The 22,897-nt window shown below is 39.7% G+C and carries 18 protein-coding genes; all 18 read right to left on the reverse strand.

Annotated elements, in window-relative coordinates:
• Positions 1-62: 62 nt before the first annotated feature.
• On the reverse strand, positions 63-1,295 hold the full coding sequence (gene icd / locus RR45_RS02310) for an NADP-dependent isocitrate dehydrogenase (protein WP_031365644.1): 1,233 nt from the start codon (positions 1,293-1,295) through the stop codon (positions 63-65).
• A gap of 193 nt (positions 1,296-1,488) precedes the next feature.
• Positions 1,489-4,095: an aconitate hydratase AcnA gene (gene acnA, locus RR45_RS02315; RefSeq protein WP_031365645.1), complete on the reverse strand. Its 2,607-nt coding sequence runs from the start codon at positions 4,093-4,095 to the stop codon at positions 1,489-1,491.
• On the reverse strand, positions 4,092-5,417 hold the full coding sequence (locus tag RR45_RS02320; protein WP_031365646.1) for a citrate/2-methylcitrate synthase: 1,326 nt from the start codon (positions 5,415-5,417) through the stop codon (positions 4,092-4,094). Before RR45_RS02320 ends, acnA begins: the two co-directional genes overlap by 4 nt.
• Before the next feature lie 177 nt (positions 5,418-5,594).
• On the reverse strand, positions 5,595-6,500 hold the full coding sequence (gene whiA / locus RR45_RS02325; protein WP_031365647.1) for a DNA-binding protein WhiA: 906 nt from the start codon (positions 6,498-6,500) through the stop codon (positions 5,595-5,597).
• Entirely contained in the window at positions 6,497-7,474 is a 978-nt protein-coding gene (locus tag RR45_RS02330) for a YvcK family protein (protein WP_031365648.1), read from the reverse strand. Before RR45_RS02330 ends, whiA begins: the two co-directional genes overlap by 4 nt.
• Positions 7,471-8,364 (reverse strand): RNase adapter RapZ, encoded by an 894-nt coding sequence (gene rapZ / locus RR45_RS02335; protein WP_031365649.1) that lies wholly within the window; start codon positions 8,362-8,364, stop codon positions 7,471-7,473. Before rapZ ends, RR45_RS02330 begins: the two co-directional genes overlap by 4 nt.
• Complete coding sequence (locus tag RR45_RS02340; RefSeq protein ID WP_031365650.1) at positions 8,351-8,971, reverse strand: TIGR01906 family membrane protein; 621 nt, start codon at positions 8,969-8,971, stop codon at positions 8,351-8,353. Before RR45_RS02340 ends, rapZ begins: the two co-directional genes overlap by 14 nt.
• Positions 8,972-8,981: 10 nt before the next feature.
• A complete protein-coding gene (locus RR45_RS02345) occupies positions 8,982-9,746 on the reverse strand; it encodes a TIGR01457 family HAD-type hydrolase (RefSeq protein WP_031365651.1) in 765 nt (254 codons plus the stop codon).
• A gap of 1 nt (position 9,747) precedes the next feature.
• On the reverse strand, positions 9,748-10,473 hold the full coding sequence (locus RR45_RS02350) for an acyl-ACP thioesterase domain-containing protein (protein ID WP_031365652.1): 726 nt from the start codon (positions 10,471-10,473) through the stop codon (positions 9,748-9,750).
• A 41-nt stretch (positions 10,474-10,514) separates the two neighbouring features.
• Positions 10,515-11,321: a glycoside hydrolase family 25 protein gene (locus RR45_RS02355; protein WP_031365653.1), complete on the reverse strand. Its 807-nt coding sequence runs from the start codon at positions 11,319-11,321 to the stop codon at positions 10,515-10,517.
• A 31-nt stretch (positions 11,322-11,352) separates the two neighbouring features.
• On the reverse strand, positions 11,353-12,489 hold the full coding sequence (hemW, locus tag RR45_RS02360; RefSeq protein WP_031365654.1) for a radical SAM family heme chaperone HemW: 1,137 nt from the start codon (positions 12,487-12,489) through the stop codon (positions 11,353-11,355).
• 174 nt (positions 12,490-12,663) lie between these two features.
• The gene (locus tag RR45_RS02365) at positions 12,664-13,560 is read right to left on the reverse strand and encodes a bifunctional riboflavin kinase/FAD synthetase (RefSeq protein ID WP_031365655.1); all 897 of its coding nucleotides are present in this window, start codon (positions 13,558-13,560) and stop codon (positions 12,664-12,666) included.
• The gene (truB, locus tag RR45_RS02370; protein ID WP_031365656.1) at positions 13,557-14,450 is read right to left on the reverse strand and encodes a tRNA pseudouridine(55) synthase TruB; all 894 of its coding nucleotides are present in this window, start codon (positions 14,448-14,450) and stop codon (positions 13,557-13,559) included. The genes RR45_RS02365 and truB overlap by 4 nt, the downstream gene beginning before the upstream one ends.
• Complete coding sequence (locus RR45_RS02375) at positions 14,450-15,727, reverse strand: DUF2130 domain-containing protein (protein WP_031365657.1); 1,278 nt, start codon at positions 15,725-15,727, stop codon at positions 14,450-14,452. Before RR45_RS02375 ends, truB begins: the two co-directional genes overlap by 1 nt.
• A 28-nt stretch (positions 15,728-15,755) precedes the next feature.
• Entirely contained in the window at positions 15,756-18,044 is a 2,289-nt protein-coding gene (pcrA, locus tag RR45_RS02380) for a DNA helicase PcrA (RefSeq protein WP_031365658.1), read from the reverse strand.
• Positions 18,045-18,574: 530 nt separating this feature from the next.
• Positions 18,575-19,303, reverse strand: a complete 729-nt coding sequence (locus RR45_RS02385) for a class A sortase (protein ID WP_031365659.1) — start codon at positions 19,301-19,303, stop codon at positions 18,575-18,577.
• 36 nt (positions 19,304-19,339) lie between these two features.
• Complete coding sequence (locus RR45_RS02390; RefSeq protein ID WP_031365660.1) at positions 19,340-20,377, reverse strand: FAD:protein FMN transferase; 1,038 nt, start codon at positions 20,375-20,377, stop codon at positions 19,340-19,342.
• Between the two features lie 22 nt (positions 20,378-20,399).
• Positions 20,400-22,883, reverse strand: coding sequence for a DNA gyrase subunit A (gene gyrA, locus RR45_RS02395; protein WP_031365661.1), 2,484 nt, complete (start codon positions 22,881-22,883; stop codon positions 20,400-20,402).
• Positions 22,884-22,897: the final 14 nt, after the last annotated feature.

The following is a 22,897-nucleotide window of genomic DNA, read 5'->3' on the forward strand; positions in this document are numbered from 1 at the left end:
GTTTATAAAATCTAAAAATACAGCACTAAATGCTGTATTTTTAGTAGGACATTTGAAAGACTTTAAATGTTTGCGATAATGGCTTGCGTAAATTCTGCTGTCGTTAATTGACCGCCTAAATCGCGCGTTGTTTGACCACTTGCGATAGCTTTAGCCAGTGCTGATTTAACAAGTAATGCAGCCTCTCCCCAACCCATAAAGTCAAGCATCATCACACTTGATAAAATCAAGCTTGACGGATTGGCAAGGCCTAAACCAGCGATATCTGGTGCAGTACCATGTGTCGCTTCAAAAATCGCGTGCCCTGTAATGAAATTGATATTAGCACCTGGCGAAATCCCAATGCCACCGACCTGTGCAGCTAAAGCATCAGAAATATAATCACCATTAAGATTAAGCGTTGCGACCACCTGATAGTCTGACGGATTGAGCAAGATTTGTTGCAGAAAATTATCCGCAATCGCATCATCCACATAAATTTTACCTGATGCAAGTGCCTCAGCTTTAGCGACATTTGCAGCGTCAATTCCCTCTAATGCTTTAATATCATTAAATTCATTCACCGTAAAAGTAGGATACTCACTTGCGACCTCATAGCCCCATTTCTTAAAGCCACCCTCAGTAAATTTCATGATATTACCTTTATGAACAAGTGTCACCCGCGTATTGCCATTCGCAACCGCATGGTCGAATGCTGCTCTAACCAAACGTTTCGTACCATCCGGTGAAACAGGTTTAATGCCAATGGCAGAGGTTTTGTCAAAACGGATTTTATTGATGCCGAAGTCAGACTTTAAAATCTCAATTAAACGCAGGGCATCTGCACTTTCACTTTCGAATTCAATACCCGCATAGATATCCTCGGTATTCTCACGAAAAATCGTCATATTAACATTTTCAGGATGTTTAACTGGTGAGGCAACACCCGTGAAATAAGCAACTGGCCGAACATTCGCAAATAAGTCAAAATTTTGACGCAAAGTCACATTCAAACTGCGGAAACCACCACCAATTGGCGTCATCAATGGTCCTTTGATAGCAATGAGATTTTCCGTCAAGCTCGTCAAAGTCGCTTCTGGTAAATAATCACCCGTTGTCTCAAAAGCTTTTTCACCCGCGAGCAATTCCTGCCAAACAATTTTTTTCTCGCCCGCATAGCTTTTAGCAACTGCTGCATTCACCACTTCAATCATGGCCGGAGAAATATCAATCCCCACACCATCTCCATTAATATAAGGAATTTCAGGGTTATTAGGAACACTTAACTTCCCGTCAATCATTTCAATCTTTGCCATCTAACACCTTTTCTAATCCAGTTTATGAAACACAACACCTAGTCAACGCCTAAGCTATAAATCGCTAAGGCACGTTGCCACTAGCTTTTCCGTAAGCCACTAAAATGGCAACTACAATGCCATAGGGAAAAAGATAAATCATAGAACCTGTGCTGGCGCACAGAACCTTATGATTTCCTATTTTCCTACGGTGCTAAACGCGTTTCAACACCTTTTTCTTAATCACCATTTGCAAGATACCGCCATTTTCGTAGTACTCTAAATCAGCTTGTGAATCAAAACGTAGTTTAGCTTGGAACGTTTTGTCGTCTGCATGAACTGTAATCAACTGACCAATTTCTGGTTTTTCAGGGAAATCAAAACTGAAACTTTCAAATCCTGTCAAACCAAGACTGTCTGCTGTTTCACCTGGTAAAAATTGTAGTGGAATCAAGCCCATCATGGCAAGATTACTGCGGTGAATCCGCTCAAAACTTTCAGCAATGACGACTTTAACACCTAGAAGATTAGTCCCCTTGGCTGCCCAGTCACGTGATGAGCCCATACCATAGTCTTTACCTGCTAATACGACAAGCGACGTACCGTCAGCCTTGTATTTCATGGCCGCATCGTAAATCGGTAGCACATCTTCACCATATTTAGTCACACCACCTTCAATACCAGGTGTCAATTGATTTTTAATGCGAATATTGGCAAATGTACCACGCGTCATGACTTTATCATTCCCACGTCGGCTACCATAGGAATTGAAATCACGTGGCTCAACGCCTGCCGCTGATAGAAATTCACCTGCTGGTGATTTCATGGCAATGTTACCGGCTGGGCTGATATGGTCTGTTGTGACAGAATCGCCAAATTTTGCCAAGACACGTAAGTTCATAAGTGGTGCATGACTAGCATTGTCAGCCAAACTCAACGTTTCAAAATATGGTGGATTGGCAACATATGTTGAACTTTCATCCCAATGATAAGTTTCAGATTTTGATGATTTGATGTCATTCCAAGCTTCATTAGCATCAAATATATGTGCATAGTAAGTCTCATAGAGCTCACGTGTAACATATTTATCCACTTCTGCTTTTACAGTTTCATAATCAGGCATGATATCTTTGAGATAAACAGCCTGTCCTTCTTGGTCCACGCCAAGTGGCACCGTTGTTAAGTCTTTTTTGACATTGCCTGCAATGGCGTAAGCAACGACAAGCGGTGGGCTCGCCAAATAATTGGCTTTAACAAGTGGATGAATGCGACCTTCAAAGTTTCGGTTACCTGAAAGAACTGAGGTCACGAGCACGTCTTGATCAAGAATAGCCTCAGACACATCATCAGCGAGAGGACCTGAGTTCCCGATACAAGTCGTACAGCCATAGCCAACAACATCAAAACCAAGGCTTGCAAGTGGCGCCATCAAGCCGGCATCTTCTAAGTAGGCGGTAACGACTTTTGAACCAGGTGCCAATGACGTTTTAACTGTTTTAGGCACTGTCAAACCTTTAGCTACTGCGTTTTTTGCTAAGAGTCCTGCCATCATCATGACATACGGATTACTGGTATTGGTACAAGAGGTGATGGCAGCAATCGCGATGTCACCCTCTTGCATGAGACTGTCAGCTTTGGGTTGGTTAGTCGCAAAGTCTTTTGAAAAAGTCTCAAATTCAGATGCCATTTGCCCTAAAGCAATCAAATCTTGTGGACGTTTAGGTCCTGACAGATAGGTTTCAACTGTTGCCAAATCAACTTCGATGATTTGATTATAAGCTGCTTCTTTTGTTGCATCGTAAAACAAATGATTGGTTTTGGCATAGGTTTCAACTAATGATACTAGTTTTTCGTCTCGGTTGGTATTAGTCAAATAATTAAGTGTTTCATCATCAATCGGGAAGAATCCACAAGTTGCACCATATTCAGGTGCCATGTTGGCAACCGTAGCACGGTCTGCAAGTGTCAAACTCGCAAGACCTGGACCAAAATACTCGACAAATTTACCCACAACATTTTGGTCACGGAGAATTTTTGTCATGGTTAAAGCTAAATCAGTTGCTGTTGCAAGTGGATTGAGCTTACCGACAAAGCGAACGCCAATCACTTCAGGCATTGGGAAATAAGAGGCCTCTCCTAAAATAGCAGCTTCAGCCTCAATTCCACCAACACCCCAACCAAGGACGCCTAGTCCATTAATCATGGTCGTGTGGCTATCTGTACCAAAAACAGTATCTGGGAGTAAAACACCATCTTTCACGCTGACAACATCTGACAAATATTCGATATTGACTTGGTGAATAATACCTGTCGCTGGTGGAACAACTCGGAAGTTCTCAAAAGACTCAGTCGCCCATTTGAGAAATTCATACCGCTCACCGTTACGCTCAAATTCACGTTTGGCATTAAACTGGAGTGCTTGCTCAGAACCTGAATAATCGACTTGTAATGAGTGGTCAATAACCAAATCAACTGATACTTCAGGATTAATTAACTCAGGCTGACCACCTAATGCTTTAACTGAATCACGCATAGCTGCAAGATCGACAACTGCAGGGACACCTGTAAAATCTTGCAAGATGACACGGCTAGGTTTAAAAGGAATTTCTCCCGAATCTAGTGTTTTGCCATCATAATGCTGTAATTTCTCAAGATGTTCTGAGGTAAATTTGACACCATCAAAATGACGAAGAATTCCTTCCGCTAAAATCCGTAATGAATAAGGCAGTTTCTCAATATTTGAAATAGCAGATTGAATGTCAAAATAAGCATAATCAATCCCATTAACCGTCAACATTTTCTTGTAATTTTTCGATGTCATGCGTTCCTATCCTCTATTTTTTTATATTTTTTAGTCGTCAGCACGCTTTCATAAGCCGGACGAATAATTTTATTCATATTCAACATTTCTTCCATACGGTGAGCACTCCAACCAACAATCCGGGCAATCGCAAATAAGGGTGTGTAAAGCTCCTCAGGTAGTCCCAACATTTGGTAAACAAAGCCACTGTAAAAGTCGACGTTAGCAGAAACGCCCTTATACATATTTCTCTCTTGAGCAATAACTTGCGGTGCGAGGCGTTCAATTTTTTTATAAAAATTGTACTCATCATGCAAGCCTTTTTCTTCAGCAAGTTCTTTCACATATGATTTAAGCACTTCCGCACGAGGGTCAGAAACAGAATAAATAGCATGTCCCATACCATAAATCAAGCCTTGTCTGTCAAAAGCTTCCTTGTTCAAAATCCTTCGTAAATACTCAGAGATTTCTGCTTCATCACTAGGATCAGAAATATTTTCCCAAATATTATCTAACATTTTTGCAACTTGGATATTAGCGCCACCATGTTTAGACCCTTTAAGACTAGATAGAGAAGCGACAACAGAGGCGTAAGTATCCGTTCCAGAACTTGTCACAACGTGCGTCGTAAAAGTTGAGTTGTTACCACCACCATGTTCCATATGCAGAATCAAAGCTAAATCTAAAACTTTTGCCTCTATATCCGAAAATTGCTTGTCCGGTCTCAAAAGACGCAAAATATTCTGTGCTGTCGTCAAATTTTCATCTGGATAGTGAATATAGAGACTCTTGCCATTTTCATAGTGATTATAAGCCTGATAGGCATAAATCGCAAGCAATGGAAAATTAGCAATCAAACAGAGCGATTGGTCTAATACATTTTCAAGTGTCATTTCACTCGCCTTAGAATCAAAAGTCGCCAAACTCAAAATACTTCGGCTGATAGAATTCATGATATCACAAGATGTCGCTTCCAAAATAATATCTCGAACAAAATCTTTTGGTAACTGCCGTTTTGCCGCAAGTTCCTGGGTAAATGTTGTGAGTTCTTCAAGCGTCGGTAACTCACCAAAAAGGAGCAGATAGGTAATCTCTTCAAAACCAAAACGATTTTCCGCTTTAAGATGCTCAGATATATCTTTAATATTAATCGCACGATATTCTAAGATACCAGCCATCGGATCTCCATTATCATCAAAGGAATGGATGGCTGAAATGTTAGTCAACCCTGCTAATACCCCTTTACCATTGACATCACGGAGCCCCTTTTTAACATCATATTGTTGGTAAAAATCAAGTGGAATAATCGAATTTTTTTTAATCTTTTCTGTATACTTATTCATGAAATGCGTCAACCTTTCGAATGAATCTTCTGAAAATTTTGATATTGCCTTATTATAATTTATTTTAAAGAAATTTACAAGTTTTTATATATATTCTGTTATCACTTTTACTTTAATAGTTCGTATTTTTGCAAGTAATTATGATATGATGAGTTTTTTCCTATCAAAAAAACTTCATCAGAGGGTCTGACGAAGTTGACTGGCTAATTCTTTAATTTTCCTTAAACGATGATTGACACCTGATTTGCCTAACGGTATCGCTAATTTTTGTCCTAACTCGACAATTGTCGCATCAGGATTTGCCATTCTTGTGACTGCTAGTTCACGCAAATTATCTGGTAACTTGCCATGACTTTGTAAGAATTTGATATCTTCAATCGCAGACTGGGCTGCGTTGACTGTTTTTCCAATATTTGCTGCTTCAAAGTTGGTCTGACGGTTAGCTGTGTTGCGCATTTCGCGGACGATTTTAGCATCTTCATACTTAAATCTCGCGGCATTGGCCCCAATGAGGCTGAGGAAATCTATAATCATCTCGGAATTTGATAGGTAGGTGATAACTCGCGTTTTACGAGCAATTATTTTACTTGCGATATCAAAATTTTCAAGTAAATACTGCAAGTCAGACGCATGTTCCTCATAATATGAGGCAATCTCTAGATGATACTTGCCATTTTCAGGATTTGTCACACTTCCACTACTCAAAAAAGCGCCACGTAAGTAGCCAATCGCTTTTCTTTCGTCGAATTTAACAGTATCAGGGACCCCATGATCAAGTAAAAGACTATCCGCCAACTCAAAACGGTCGAGGACTTCTGACACATTGTCTGTCACCATTAAGGTGTAAACGCGATTTTTAGACAGGGTGGTCTTTTGGTGTGTTTGAATGACAGATTTGATGCCGTATTCTTCTGATAAGGTCGCATAGATATAGCGTGCGGTTGTGGCATTTTCCGTCGTCACAGAGAGTGTCAAACCGTTTGAAAGTCCGAGGACACCATTCATTCGAATGAGTGCGATGATAACTCCGTCTGTCCCTTTTAACTGGGTCAATTCTTTCTTCACATCAGCTGAAAAACTCATTGACTGCGACGCTCACTAATTCTCATGATTTCTTCAGTGACTGCGTCACCATTATGGAAGGCACCTCCGTCTACTAATTTCAAGAAATTTGCGGAAATCACGCGGACATTCTGAGTCTGTAATCCTTTAAAATCATGCGTCACTTGGACGAGATATTCGTCGAATTCATTGGAATTCATGTAGGCATCTGGAACTGGCTCAACATTAACCAAAACTGTGTCAATAAAAGGTACACCGACATGTTCATGCAAGATTCTAACATGGTCAGCATCTGTGAAATTTTCAGTTTCACCACGTTGCGTCATAATGTTGCAGACATAGACAACTTGAGCTAAGGTTCTCACAAGTGCCTCTCGAATTTCTGGAATGACGACATTTGGTAAAATTGACGTGAAAAGACTACCTGGCCCCATAACAATCATATCTGCTGTCATAATCGCATTAACAACATGGCGAGACGCAGTTGGCTGTTCTTCATTACAGGTATTAGTCACATAAACATGATCAATTGTGCCTGAATAATCCGCAATCCGACTTTCACCAACGATTTCTGTTTTATCCTTAAACACGGCATGTAAAGTCAGAGCTGATTCACTTGAAGGCAAAATACGACCTTGCACATGGAAAAATTTAGATAAAATTTTAAGGGCATTGTAAGTCGAACCCTGCATTTCAGAAACGCCTGCGATAACTAAATTGCCAATAGGATGACCACTAAGTGGACCATCCTCAGCTCTAAAACGATATTGGAAAATCTGCCCATACACGCTAGGCATATCACTCATGGCAACTAGCACATTACGTAAATCACCGGGTGGTGCAATATCAAGTTTGCCTCTTAATTTGCCTGAACTCCCACCATCATCAGCAACCGTCACAATCGCTGTTAACTCGACATCTTCTTTTCGCAAAGAAGCTAGAATAACTGGAATACCTGTACCACCGCCAATGACAACAATTTTTTTCTTTCTCATGAGCGGTTTACCGTTTCCTTTCTTCTATCTTTATCACGATGACTGAGATTAACTAGCCAGCCATTAGTAGCTAGTTCTTCTGAGATACGTTTAGCAAAAGCGACACTTCGATGCTGTCCGCCAGTACAGCCAACAGCAATCATAAGCACTGATTTTCCTTCTTTTTCATAACCCGGAATAATCGGATTGAGCATGGTCATCAAATTTTGATAAAAAGCCTCTGATTCTGGTGCATCCATGACATAATGATAAACGGCATCATCAAGTCCTGTTTGATTACGTAATTCTGGTACATAATGCGGATTAGGCAAGAATCTGACGTCAAACACTAAATCAGCATCTAAAGGCAGACCATACTTAAATCCAAAACTCATGACTTCAATTCTAAAGGCAGCTTTAGTATTTTCAGTCGCAAATTGTTGAATAATTTGTGAGCGCAGATTTCTAGGTGTTAACTCTGTCGTATCAATCACATTTTGTGAAAATGATTTTAAAGGTGATAATAATTCTCGTTCTCGCATGATACCATCCAAAACACGACCATCTTCAGCAAGAGGATGACTACGGCGCGTTTCTTTATAGCGCGCAACCAATTCTCCATCAGAACTATCCAAAAAGAGCAATCTAAAATCAACTTGTGGATTATCTGAAAGGTCATTGACTATGTCAGATAAGGCATCAAAAAAGCTACGGCTCCGCATATCCACTACCATTGCGACTTTATCAATATCTGAACTTTCAGAAGTTGTCAATAAACTAATAAATTTTTCAATTAGGTTCGCAGGCATATTATCAATTGTAAAGTAGCCCATGTCCTCAAAAGATTGAATGGCGACCGTTTTACCAGCACCGCTCATCCCAGTGATAATCACTAAATTAATTTTTTTCATTTGAAAAACTCCTTTTCGTTTTGAGCAATAAGTAAGACCAAAATACCATGTAAATCACACCAAAAATCATGAAACATAGCATAAAATAGTTTTCGGGTAGGATGTTAATGATTGGATCTGTGGCAGGATCAAAAAGCCAGGTGGCATCTCGAAAAAAAATACGATGAAAACTAATAAAAATCGAGTCAAAGCCACCGAATAAAGCCATAACTCCGATAAAAACTGGAATGACTAGGCAAATTTTTATACCTTGATAGAACTGGATATAGCGTTTTTTCTTGATAAACAAAAATGTCGGAACCAGTAAAATCACGGTTAGCAAAATGGCTAATAGAAAGAGTTGCTTTACATCAGCAAAATGTTTCAATCCTGCCTGTGAACTCGTAAAATCTGGCATGTCTAGCTTTGAGATAACCGGGTTAAGCAAGTAACGCATCAATTTATCAAAATTATAGCTAATCGTTTTTTCACTCAGATAGGTCAGTTCTGGTAACTGAAAAATATTGACAAGACTATGAAATAAAGGAATCGCCGCTAAAATCGTGAGAGTAGCACTAGCCGAAATTGACCAAATTATCGTCAGCAAAAATTGAGCTTTAGTTTTCATAAATCGCTACTCACATTACCCAATCATCCAATGTTGCGACAACATGCGTTGGTGCAATCGGTAAATCTGGTACTTCTTCTGCTCCGGTAAACCCTGTCGTGACAAGCAAAGTATCAATATCATTATCAATACCAGCTCGAATATCTGTCAAATAATTATCACCAACCATCAAGAGGTCACGTCGAGCAATCCCGATTCGCTCAACGGCTTTATTCATAATAATTGCATTTGGTTTGCCGATGAAAATCGGTTTGACCCGTGTGGCAACTTCCAATAATTTATTGATACTGCCCGCACCAGGTAATAAACCACGCTCTGTTGGAATATTTAAGTCAGGGTTAGTCCCAATAAACATGGCACCTTTGGCAATCGCAAGCGTTGCTAGCGTCAATTTTTCATAGGTCAAGTCATTATCTAGCCCTACGACCACATAAGCAGGATTTTCAGTATCCCGTTGGTAGTTACCATAAATCGCAGATTTGAGACCCGATTCACCAATGACATATGCTGTCTTTCCTTTTGCCATGTCATCCATATATTCTAATGTTGCTAGAGTCGCAGTATAGATTGTGTCTTCAGAAGTTGTAATATCGAACTTCTCTTGCAGTCTTGCCTGAACTTGTGCCGGTGTTTTTGTTGTATTATTGGTCACAAATAAATATGGGATATTTTTTTCTTGCAGACGTTTGACAAATCGTGTTCCCGCTTCAATCCGGTCTTCTCCAAGATAAATCGTACCGTCCAAGTCAATCAAATAGCCTTTGTATGTCGTCATCTTATTTTTTTCTCCAAGTCATCTCAGCCTGAGCATGCTTACCTTCCGATGTAATGTCGTGAAACGATTGCAGTCCCACCAAGTCCACACGTGATGTCACGGTAGTGCCGTAAAGTACTTCCTTACTGTATTTCAAATGAATTCTTGACGGTACATGGCTACTCAAAAAGTCATAGCCCAAGACATCTGTCATCCAGTCAAAATACTTACTATTATTGACATGCCCATTTTGGTCAATGTCGTTGAACCTCACGTGATAACTTTTTTCAAGTGTCGTATCTGACAAGTCCGTATATTTGTGACCACGAACAATCTTCGAGATTTTCTCAGACTGATAAGGGGTGACAATATCATCCTCGACATGCGCCACTTTTCGACTCGTGGTATCAATTAACACAAAGGTCGAATTAATCGTTAGGAGCGTGTCACCATTTTCAGCATAAAAAACAAAATCTCGGTAGCAGAAAAATTTATTGTAGGATTTAGCGAATGTTGCCATTGTAATAATTTCACTAAACCTAGGCAAACGCTGAATGGTCACATCATATTCGACCACAACCCAAGCGTAATTGTAGGTTTCTTTTAACCAATCATCGCTAATGCCGAGATTATGAGATTGTTCACCAGATAGTTGCAAGGCAATATTGAAAAGACTGGGTAATTTCATGTTGCCATTAGCATCAGTTTCATAGTAAGGAACTGTATATTTTTTCGTGTAAGTTAACATACTCTTATTTTACCAAAAAAACGCCGAAATTGGCGTTTTAGTTATTTGATAGGTTGTCCATGATTAAAGAGTTTATTATAGTCTTCAATATTTGTGACGCGATTAAAGTCTAGATCCCCCGCAAAACCATTAAGACGACCTCGACTGGTATATTGATGCAAATCATAGGGAATAGTTGTATTAGGTGATGTATCCCAATACCCCGTATCACCACCGTAATGTGCCAACCAAACACTGCTAAAAGGCGTAACATCTAATTGATTGGCTGTGATAAACCAATCTTGTGTATAGATACCAATATTTTTAGCACCAAGTTTAGCTAATTCATCTCGAAAAGCCTCGATGCCTCGATTAAAATTTGTTGGCATCGTCACTTCTTCAACATCTAACCACCAATAAGTTGGCTTATATTTTTCAGCACGCTCATAAAATTTCTGGGCTTCCTTGCGCATCTCAGATTCAGAATTACCATTGACAAAGGCATAGACAGCAACTGGCACATTACGTTTTTGAAATTCTTCTATATGTGTATCCATCGCCTTATCTTTACCATTCTCAAAAGCAGCATTATTTTTCTTCTTCATACTAATGCCATGCTGCACACGAACAATAACACCATTGACCTGTTGTGACAAAGTATCATAGTCCATTTCTGACGGTAATTGCCAACCAGAAATATCGATAATCGGCTTTTTAAGGTCGACATCATGATTCAGAGATACCATCGTAACCGTATCATCTCCAGTATTGTTATTTTTTGTAATATTTAACTTAAGAAAAAGCGCAACAAAGGCTAGTGAGAAAAATAGAGCCAGCAAAATCCCTGGCGGCTTCAAATGTTTTCGCATCATATTCATTATTACATTATATCAAAAAAATCTAGTCATCGTCTAGTATAAACGCCTCAAATACATCATTACCAAGCATTAAGCCCTGACGTGTCATAAAAATTTGTTCTCCTGATTTTTCAAGCAATTGCTTTTCTATCAGATTAGCAACTATTTGTCCATAAATTGAGTCAAAATCTTGGTAAAATTTTTCAGAAAAATGTTGCGTATTCACACCGGATTTTTTCCGTAAGCCTAAAAAGAGCTCCTCCTCCATCTGTTCTTTCTGCGTGAGTTTTTCTTTGACAGCTTGCTTATCCGTATGTTGCAGATAATGGTGAATTGGCACATGGTTCTTATAGCGCACACCATCAACATATCCGCTAGCCCCTGCACCAAATCCATAATATTCTGCATTATCCCAGTACATGAGGTTATGCGCACTCTCATAACCAGTTTTCCCAAAATTCGAGATCTCATAATGCGCATACCCCGCAGCTTGCAAGCTATCAATAATATAATTATACATCTCAAAATCGGTATCTTCACTTGGTAAATCAAGTCGACCACGACGCATTTTATTCATGAAAATGGTGTGGTTTTCAAGAATCAGTGAATATAGAGCAACGTGTGGTAAATTTAAACTCAGAATATTTTCAATGTCTTTTTTGACATCAGCCATGGTCTGACCAGGCAGCGCATAAATCAAATCAATTGTGATATTATCAAAGCCTGCTGCTCGAAGTTTTGCCACATTATCAAAGACATCTTGCGAGTTATGACTACGTCCAATTTTCTTGAGAAGTTTGTCATTAAAAGTCTGCACCCCAAGCGAAACTCGGTTGACATGATTTTTTTTCAGAACCGCAATTTTATCATCTGACAAATCACCCGGATTAGCCTCCACTGTGAATTCTTGTAACGTCGTCAGGTCTAAATTTTGAGTCAAACCCGCTAATAATCTGTCAAGTTGGTCAGCAGTTAAAGCCGTTGGTGTGCCACCACCAATATAAAGGGTCTTAAGTTCAGAGATTTTTTCTGTAGCAACTTCTTCCAAAAGTGCCGTAATATAAGCATCTACTGGTTGATTTTTGATATAAACCTTAGCAAAGTCACAATAATAACAAATTTGCGTACAAAATGGTATATGGACATAGGCTGAGCTCGGTTTGTAACTAACTTTTTTCATTAATATTCTTTCATTTCTTCTTGATTTTGAACAAGTCTCATGGTTCATTATGCTGTTTTTAGCTTATCATGTCAAGTTTAATCGCCTTGTCTTTATTGTAGGCAATAAAAAACTCAAGTCCTCAGACTTGAGATATGTTTTATCAGCTTGCTTGATAGCCAAAATAACCCAATTTTAAAACTCACGAGATAATTTTTCATCACTATTCATTTGTGTAATCAAAGCATCAACACCATCAAACTTAATCATACCACGAATCAGTTTTAAGAAATACACTGTTACTGTTTCACCATAAATTTCATCATGGAAATCAAAAATATTGACTTCAAGTGTCTTATTCTTACCACCAAAGGTATCATTATAGCCAATAGAGGCCATGCCACGGTAACGTACACCAGAAACCTCAATATCGACAATATAAACACCAATAGCTGGTAAATATTGGTAATGTTTAGATTCGATATTAGCAGTCGGATAACCAATGGTGCGCCCTCTTGCCTCACCATGAACGACTATCCCAGATACCTCATAATCGTAGCCTAAAAGTTGATTGGCAAGGCTGACATCACCATCAAGAATCGCTTGACGAATTCTAGTTGATGATATCTTTTCACCTGCATCTGACACTTGCGCAATCTGGTAAGACTCATAATCAGAAAACTGACCGATGTCGCCATGGTCTGAACCAAATTGGTAGTCAAAGCCAACAACTATCGCAGCGATAGTCAAATGACTCACATACTTTTGAATAAAATCATGGCTGGTTAACTTAGCAAAATGACTGGTAAAATCTGTCAAATAAAGGAAATCAACACCCATTTCTTCAAAAAGTGCTAGGCGTTTATCTGGTGATGTCAGATGTTTAAATAAATCTTTATTAAATTTTTTAAAAACAAGTACCGGACTCTCAGGAAACGTCAGCACTGAAATACTGGCATTTTTTTCAGCTGCCAAATCACGTGCCTTATCAAACAAGGTCTGATGTCCGCGATGCAGACCATCAAAATACCCTAAAACAAGTATTGTTGGGGCTGAATCGAGATTTTTTTCGTTAAATTTAATCACTTTCATTTGATTACTTTCTTAGGTTTGTAAAGTTGACCATCTCTTTGTTCTAATATTGCGATAAGCTGACCGTTTTGAATACCTGCGACAATTTTGTTCTCAGCAGTAACCTTGACGAAACGCCCAAAACCAATCTCTGAAACTTGCGCCTCAGTCAATTCAACTTTTTCTAAATCAGAGATACCGTATTCAATAGGTAAGAAAGCCTCATCTATCCGATTTTCGGCTTTAAGTTGCTCAATTTCTGATAATTTAAATGCCTTGTCAATCGTCAAGCCAGCTGATGCTGTCCGCTGTAAGTAAGACATATGACTGGCAAAGCCAAGTTTTTCACCCAAATCAACAGCCAGAGTTCTGACATATGTCCCCTTGCTACAAACAACACGGAAATCAAATCTAACCAGTCCATTTGCCGCATCAAAAGTGGGCTCAGAGGTTCTGACAAACTCTGAGATTACAACCTGTCGCTCCGGTCGGTCAACTGTTTCACCAGCACGCGCATACTCATAGAGCTTTCGACCATTGACTTTAACAGCTGAGTACATTGGTGGAATTTGTTTAATTTCGCCGACAAAGTCGGCCATGGCAGCATCAATCTCTGTCGTCGTTGGCATGTTTAGAACGGGAGTAGATGCGACCACTGCACCACTTGCATCCTCTGTTTCCGTCGAATAGCCTAGGGTAACTTGCCCCTCATAGACTTTTCCGGCCTCAGTCATGTACTCAATCACGCGCGTCGCTTTGCCGACAGCAATCGGCAAAACGCCAGTCACGTCAGGATCCAAAGTCCCACCATGCCCAATTTTTTTCGTCTGTAAAATCTTACGTAGCTTGAAAACGACATCATGACTCGTCATGCCCGCTTCTTTATAGATATTTAAAATTCCGTTAACTATCATTTTGAGTCCTTGTTTAGATTGGCAAATTTCTCAGCCATGGTTGGATTTTTCTTAGTTAATTTTTTGACCGATACATCTTCTAATTTATTATTCGCTAAACGCAGCTGATTTTCACTGGTTAAAAGTGCTTTTTTAACTTCTTCCATTCGTTTGATTGACTTGTCTATCTCATCAATTGCCTTGGCGAAATTTTTGCTTGCTGAATTGTAATTTTTAGTAAAGCCTGTTTTAAAGATATCTAAGTCCGACTCAAATGTCGTAATATCAATATTTTGCTCAAGAATTAAGGAAAGCTCTTGCTTATAATCCAGTGAATTCATAGCAGCATTACGCAATAAGCCGATTAATTGAATAAAAAAATTAGGGCGTACAACATACATTTTAGCATATTCATGCGAAACATCCACAATCCCAGTATTAAAATAATCATTATCGGATTCTAGCATGGTCACTAAGACAGCATACTCACAATTTTTTTCGTTGCGGTCTTTGTCCAATTCCTTATAGAAATCTCGGTTTTTATGCTTGGTTGCAGTTTCATCTCCTTCATTTTTCATTTCAAACATGATGGAGATGATTTCATTGCCATATTCATCATGTTCACGGTAAATAAAATCGCCCTTACTGCCTGTTCTAGCATCATTATCCTTTTCAAAATAAGCTTTTGGAAACATGGTGGCGCGCACTTTATTGAATTCATTTTCAGCAAAATTCTCGAGACTTTCGCCAATGGCTTTAGTGGATTGTTGTGCCTTGAAATTTTTGTAAAACTCGACTTCATCAGTTTTAGCTTTGAGTAAGACTTCATATTCTGTTTTGACCGCATTTTGTACGATTTCCTGTTCTTTCTCTGCCAAAATGAGCTTCGTTTTGACCGCATCACGCTGGCGAGCAACCTCGGCTAATTCTTTTTCTTTCTCAGAAATCGTTTGTTGCAAGACTAATTCTTTTTGCGATTCCAGAGTTGCCAACTGAGCTTTTAACTCTGAAAATTCGTTTTGAAAAGCTGCTTTGGTTTGTTCTTCAACCAATTTCACTTCAGCTGACTTTGATGCTGCCAAATTTTTATTTTCCAATTTAGCTTTTTCCAATTGATTTTGAAGTTCAGATAACTTGACCTCAGCTTGAACAGCTAACAATTCCTTTTCTTTTGCCAATTGCGTATGAATTTCTTGTTCAAACTCATGTGTCCGAACCTGGGCTAAAATGTCCGCAAAACCAGATGCATCAACCGTAAATACTTCCCCACAATGTGGGCATTTGATTTGATTCATTTATTCTCCTAAGATCATTCATACCTAGTCACTTTTCAACCTTTTCAATCGGTGCCATCTGCGCCAACAATCGTTTCAAGCCGACTTCTGGGAAGGCGATTTTTAGTTCCATGTTAGAGCCTGTGCCTGAAACATCTAAGACCATGCCATCCCCCCATTTTTTATGGTGGGCGGTGTCGCCGATGTGCCACTCTCCGACTGGTTTAGCAACAACACCTTGTCTTGCTGAAACTGAGGCAGTCGATGATACTGCAGATTTCCGACCCTTAATAGCGTCTGCTAAGCTGACACCTGAACCAAATTGTCTTGTCGTACCTGAGTTTGCTGTTTTATAAGTTGTATTAAAGGCTGTATTAGCTTTTCTCGCTTGACCGGTATAGGTCAATAAATCGTCGTCAATTTCACGCAAGAAACGAGATGGTTGATTATAGCTCGAGCGACCAAAGAGCATGCGGGAACTCGCATTTGTCATATACAAAACTTCCTCTGCTCGTGTAATGCCGACGTATGCTAGTCTGCGTTCTTCTTCTAATTCGTCTTCATCTTCGGCTTGCCGACTGAGTGGAAAAATGCCTTCCTCCATGCCAACGAGAAATACGACTGGAAACTCTAATCCTTTAGCTGCGTGCAAGGTCATGAGGGTCACTTGCGACGTTTCATCGTAGCTGTCGGTATCTGCGACCAAACTGAGGTCGTTTAGGAATCGGCTAAGTTTATCTAAACCTGTCTCGCCTTCAACAGCGTTTTCAGCTTCCTTGTCATCAAAGTTTTTGGTAACGGTCAAGAATTCTTCGATATTTTCCAGACGATTTTGTGCTTCAAGACTAGTTGTTTGAATTTCTAGCGCTTTTTTATAGGTGGTTTTATCTAGGACTTTTTCGACTAACTCAGTAATGGTAAACTGATCGACATCATCAGCAAGATTAAGTAAAATATGCGCTAGATTAAAGAGTTCTGATGCTGCCTTGCCTTTAAGCGAGCTGAGCGTCACATCGCGCGCTGCTTCCAACAAAGAAACATCTTGCTGGGTCGCAAAATCACGAAGTGTTTCAAGCGCCTTAGGACCGACACCACGTTTAGGTTCATTGACAATTCGTTCAAAAGAGATATTATCACGAACATTGGCAATGACATTGAGATACGCTACAATATCACGAATCTCTTTACGAGAGTAGAATTTAGTGCCACCGACCATGGTGTAAGGAATGTTAGATTTAAGAAGTGCTTCCTCGATGGCACGAGACTGGGCGTTAGTGCGATACAAAACAGCGAAGTCTGAGTACTGCCGCTTGTTTTCTTGCAGTTCATGGTTAATTTGCCCCGCAACAAAATTGGCTTCTTCACGTTCATCACCAGACCGGTGATAAATGATGTTTTCTCCGTCCGCATTTTGCGTCCAGAGTTTTTTAGGGCGACGTTTTTGGTTGTTATTGATAACTTCGTTGGCAGCTTGCAGGATTGTTTTAGTTGAGCGATAATTTTCTTCTAACAAAACGACTTTAGCCTCGGGATAGTCCTGCTCAAAATCCAAAATATTTTGCATATCAGCGCCACGCCAGCCATAAATAGATTGGTCTGCATCCCCTACGACACATAAGTTTTTAAATCGTTTAGCTAACAGCTGCACCAATTGATACTGGGCATGGTTGGTATCTTGATACTCATCAACGTGGATGTACTGAAATTTCCCTTGATAATAAGCGAGAACATCTGGATTTTTATCGAAAAGGAGAATCGTGTTCATAATAAGGTCATCGAAGTCCATAGATTCGCTGCGCTTGAGTTCTGTTTCATAGCGTTTATAAGCTTTGGCGACGATTTCTGAATACAAATCGTTGGCGTTTTTAGCGTAGCTTTCTGCAGTAACTAAATCATTTTTACTGTTAGAAATTGTGCCTAAAATCGTACGCTCTGTAAACTTTTTCGGGTCAACATTGAGCTCTTTTAAAATACGTTTCATCAAGGTACGCTGTTCACCTGGGTCAACAATCGTGAAATTGCGGTTATAACCGATATGGTCTGCATCACGACGGAGAATACGGACACACATACTATGAAAAGTTGCGATAAGCGTATCTTGTGTGCGAGAGTTAAGGTCAAACGCCCGTTCGCGCATTTCTCGTGCAGCTTTATTGGTAAAGGTAATCGCAAGGATATTCCAAGGATTGACCATTTTTTCTTCTATGAGATAGGCGATTCTGTGAGTCAAGACACGTGTCTTACCAGAACCTGCTCCCGCCATGATTAAAAGTGGGCCTTCTGTTGTCTGTACCGCCTCAGCTTGGCGATCGTTCATACCTTGTAATAATGGATTCATTTTACTCTCTTTTCCTGTTTGACATCTCTATTATTATAACATAAATGACTGAAGGTGTAGAAACAGTAATATTTGAAAACAACCCTCATTTTGGCATCATAAGTATGGTGATATTGCCGCTCAAGTAGTAGAAAAATTAATCCCTAAAATAAAAAAGTAGGTCAGAATCCACAATTTTCTAGTCTATTTTTTAGAAATTTCTTGTTTGATTGATGTCTCAACTTTTTTATCATTAGAATAATAAGTGGGTAAACTATTACTGGACTCCATAACTAAAAGAGTGTTATTGGGATACTTTTAAGCATGACAAATAGATAATGATACCGATAAAAAGTTACCATACTTGTCAAAATGATAGAGCTAAAACAGGTATGACAGTCAAGTGCACCAATTTGAGATACTGAAACTTCTCTTCAAATTTAAGCATTTCATCTCCTTTACTCTGACAGTAACACACTTTTTATAATTTTACCTTATACTAAAAAGCCCTAGCATCTTTCAGTAGACACTCAGGGCTTTTCTTAGTCACTTTAAAAATTAGTAAATTGATTATAACGCATTTCAAAAGCTTTTTTAACATCTTTTTTAGCGGTATCGAAAGGAAATTCCTTGACGTAATCTGCAAAGACAATAATCCGATTAACAGCCTCGATATCGTCACAAGTAATCAGTGTCAGCTCTTTCTTACCTGGATGATCATCAATCACTTCGACATGGTCGGGTGTCATGACTTGGACATCACGAATTTTATATTGATAAATTTTTTCTTTATCCGTGATATAAATCACCATACCATTTTTAGCACGCTCAAGTGGTGTAAATAGTAGCTGAGGTGCACCAGCCACACCGCTGATATGGTGACTTGCCAAGGCATAATTTCCTTTCCCCATCACAGCATCAGGTTTCATCGTACCAGCACCGTATGTCAGCTCAACATTGCCAATCCCACGGAAAATCGGTAGGTTGATACCCAAATCAGGGATGGCAATACCTCCAATCACTGGTAATTTCTGGACATTTAATTGATTCTTCATGACATCTTCAAAGGAAATTGGATTCACTTTTGAAAAATCAAAATCACCGACGCCATCTTTATCATTATCTTTCAATGTTTTTTTATCAATCTTCGTCACCTGATACTTATTGGCATTCCATGCCATAATCATATTTCGAAAACCTTTGTTAAAAATGAGTAATAAGCCTAGCATTAATAACAATATCAGAAAGATATTCACTAACCAACGTCTCAATTTTTTCATTAGGTCTCTCCCTTGCTACACTTGTGACTTACTGCATTATTTCAAATCAGCGATATCACCAAGTTGATACTCTGATTTTTTATCAATTTCAAATCGTTCTTTCAGATTTTTACTAACATAGACTTTATTATCTTTATCAACAAAAATTGCTTCAATGTTTTTATGCTGCTCAACAAACTCATAACCTTTTTTGGTGCCCAAAGAAAAGATTGTGGTTGAAAGCGCATCACCATCTACCCCTTTTTTACTGACAATCGTGACACTTTGAATATCGTTATCAAAAGGATAGCCTGTTTTGGGATTTAGTAAATGTGGATAGATTTTACCATCTACTTTTAAAAAGCGCTCATAGATACCAGAGGTTGAGACAGATTCATCTTGTGCCTCTAAGAGACCAACTTGGGTAGAGACCTCTTTATTGGGATCTTTGATACCAATCGTCCAAGGCTGATCATCTCCTCGATATGAATGCCCAATCAGAGAGAGACTTGATGAGCCCAAATCCACAATCGCTGTTGTCACACCATGTTCTTTTAGATAATCAGTCATCCTATCTGATACATAACCTTTGGTAATGGCACCCAAATCAATTTGGGCACCTTTTTGGGTGATATAGACTGTTTGTTTTTTGTCATCGAATTTAATTAAACGATGAGATACCAATGGTAGAGCTTGATCAATTTCGCTTTGACTTGGTTTTCTAGCGTCGTCAAATCCGATATGCCAGAGACTACTAATAGCCCCAATCATCATGTCAAAACCAGTTTGTTCATCAGAATAGTCATATGCTTCTTTCAACAGTTTATAAACTGATTTTGAAACTTTGACTGGTTTGATACCGGCTTGGTCATTTACTTCGTCTAGCTCGCTACCAGATTGATTAACCGAGGTTTTCTTATCATAATCTTTCGCAATTGCAAGTGCTGCAGCGATGTCTTTTTCATGCCCTTTATCATAGGAGGTGATTTTGATATAGGTGCCCATTGTAAAGACTTCTTTGACATAGGGTTTTGATCGTAAATCACGCTTGTGTGCACTACAGGCTATCAAAGTTAGACTAAGTCCTAAAAGCATGGCAAATATGCCTAGCCCTTTTTTAAACTTCTTCACTTGTCACTTCCTCAGGACCATTTTCAGCGGTTTCAGCATCAGTCTGCTCGGGTTCTTTCTCAACTAAGGCAAAAGTCACAATGTGAGCTTCTTTATCCAAACGCATGACTTTCACGCCTTGGGCGCTACGGCCAGTTTGCGAGATATTGTCGACGTTGGTCCGGATGATAACACCTGTATCTGTAATCAGCATGAGGTCTTCGTCACCGTTAACAGTCACAAGGCCTGCTAATTTACCAGTTCGCTCGGTCACGTTCATGACTTTAATCCCTTTACCACCACGTCCTTTGGTTGGATACTGTTCAGCGCTTGTCCGTTTACCGAGACCGTTTTCACTGACAACGAGGACTTCCTGGTTGTTGTTAATGGTACTTGAACCAACGACAAAGTCACCGTCACGGAGATTAACTCCTTTAACACCTGTTGCTGAACGACCCATATCACGGAGAATGTTTTCTTTGAAGCGTACAGAATATCCGTTATGCGTCCCGATGATGAGTTCTTCCTGACCAGTAGTGAGTAAAACATTAACTAACTCGTCATCTTCACGAAGATTGAGAGCTTTTAAGCCATTAGTTCTGATATTACTAAAATGATTGGCGTTAGTCCGTTTGACGACACCACGCAAGGTGGTAAAGAGTAGGAAACGCTCTTGGTCAGATTTCTCAACATTAATGACTGTTTGGATTGTCTCACCATCGTCCAGTTTGAGGAGGTTGACAATTGGCAATCCTTTCGCTTGACGACCGTACTCTGGAATTTCATAGGCTTTCATCCGATAAACACGACCACGATTGGTAAAGAACAAGAGATGATCATGCGTTGAGGTTGACACCATGTGTTTGATGAAATCTTCATCGGACACACCAGAGCCTTGGACACCACGACCACCACGATTTTGCGCTCGGAATTCATCTTGGTTAAGACGTTTGATATAACCTTTATTTGACAAGGTAATCAAGACATCTTCTTCTTCGATTAAATCTTCGTCTTCAACGCTAAGGACTTCACCGACGAGTAGCTCTGTCCGGCGAGCATCTGCGAATTTACGCTTGATTTCTTCCATTTCTTCGGTGATAATGGCAACCACGCGCTCAGGTTTTGCCAAAATATCAATCAAATCAGCAATTAACGCCAATAACTCATCATATTCTTTCTGAATCTTATCACGTTGCAAACCTGTCAGACTACGAAAACGCATATCTAAAATGGCTTGTGATTGACGTTCTGATAAGTCAAAACGAGACATCAATTCAGCTTGAGCAATAGCATCAGTTTCTGACCCACGGATAATGTTGATGACCTCATCAATATTATCCAAGGCAATCAACAAGCCCTCTAAAATATGGGCACGTGCTTCAGCTTTTTCTTTATCAAACTGGGTTCTGCGAGTGACCACTTCTTTTTGATGCACAATATAATGTGTCAGAATTTCTTTAACTGATAGGATTTTTGGCGCACCATCAACGATTGCCAGCATATTAAAGCTGAAATTCGTCTGAACACTGGTTAATTTATATAAATTATTCAGGATAACATTGGCAGAGGCATCACGTCGTACTTCAATAATAAATCGAACGCCATCTCGGTTAGATTCATCACGAACTGCGGTAATCCCCTCAATCCGTTTTTCCTGTGCCAAACGCACGATGTGCTCATGTAATTTAGCCTTATTAACCATATATGGAAATTCAGTAATAACGATGCGTTCCTTACCAGATTTTGTCATCTCAATCTCTGACTTGGCACGTAGCGTGATACTACCTTTACCAGTTTCATAGGCACGATGGATGCCACTGCGTCCCATAACAAGGGCACCCGTTGGGAAGTCAGGACCAGGCATGACTTCCATAATATCGCGGGTTGTCGCCTCAGGGTTTGCCATAAGGAGTTTCACGGCATCAATCGTTTCACCTAAATTATGGGGTGGAATATTGGTCGCCATCCCAACAGCAATCCCAGTCGTCCCATTAACCAACAGGTTAGGGAAACGCGCAGGAAGTACAACTGGTTCACGTTCAGTCCCATCATAGTTATCAATAAAATCGACTGTTTTTTTATTAATATCGCGCAACATTTCAAGCGCAATCTTGCTCATCCGTGCCTCGGTATAACGCATGGCAGCGGCACCATCACCGTCCATGGAACCGAAGTTACCATGACCGTCGACGAGCATATGGCGGTAACTCCACCATTGCGCCATCCGAACCATTGATTCATAAATTGCCGAATCACCATGTGGATGATATTTACCCATGACATCTCCGGTAATACGAGCAGATTTTTTATGTGGTTTATCAGGGGTCACACCCAGCTCGTTCATCCCGTAAAGAATACGGCGATGCACTGGTTTCAGACCGTCCCGTACATCGGGTAGCGCCCGCGCGACAATGACACTCATAGCATAGTCGATGAAACTTGTCTTCATTTCACTAGCCAGATTGACACTGACCAAATTTTTGTCTTGCATTGATTTACAGCCTT

This window comes from Pseudolactococcus chungangensis CAU 28 = DSM 22330 (assembly GCF_002441885.1).
In the GTDB taxonomy this organism is placed as follows: domain Bacteria; phylum Bacillota; class Bacilli; order Lactobacillales; family Streptococcaceae; genus Pseudolactococcus; species Pseudolactococcus chungangensis.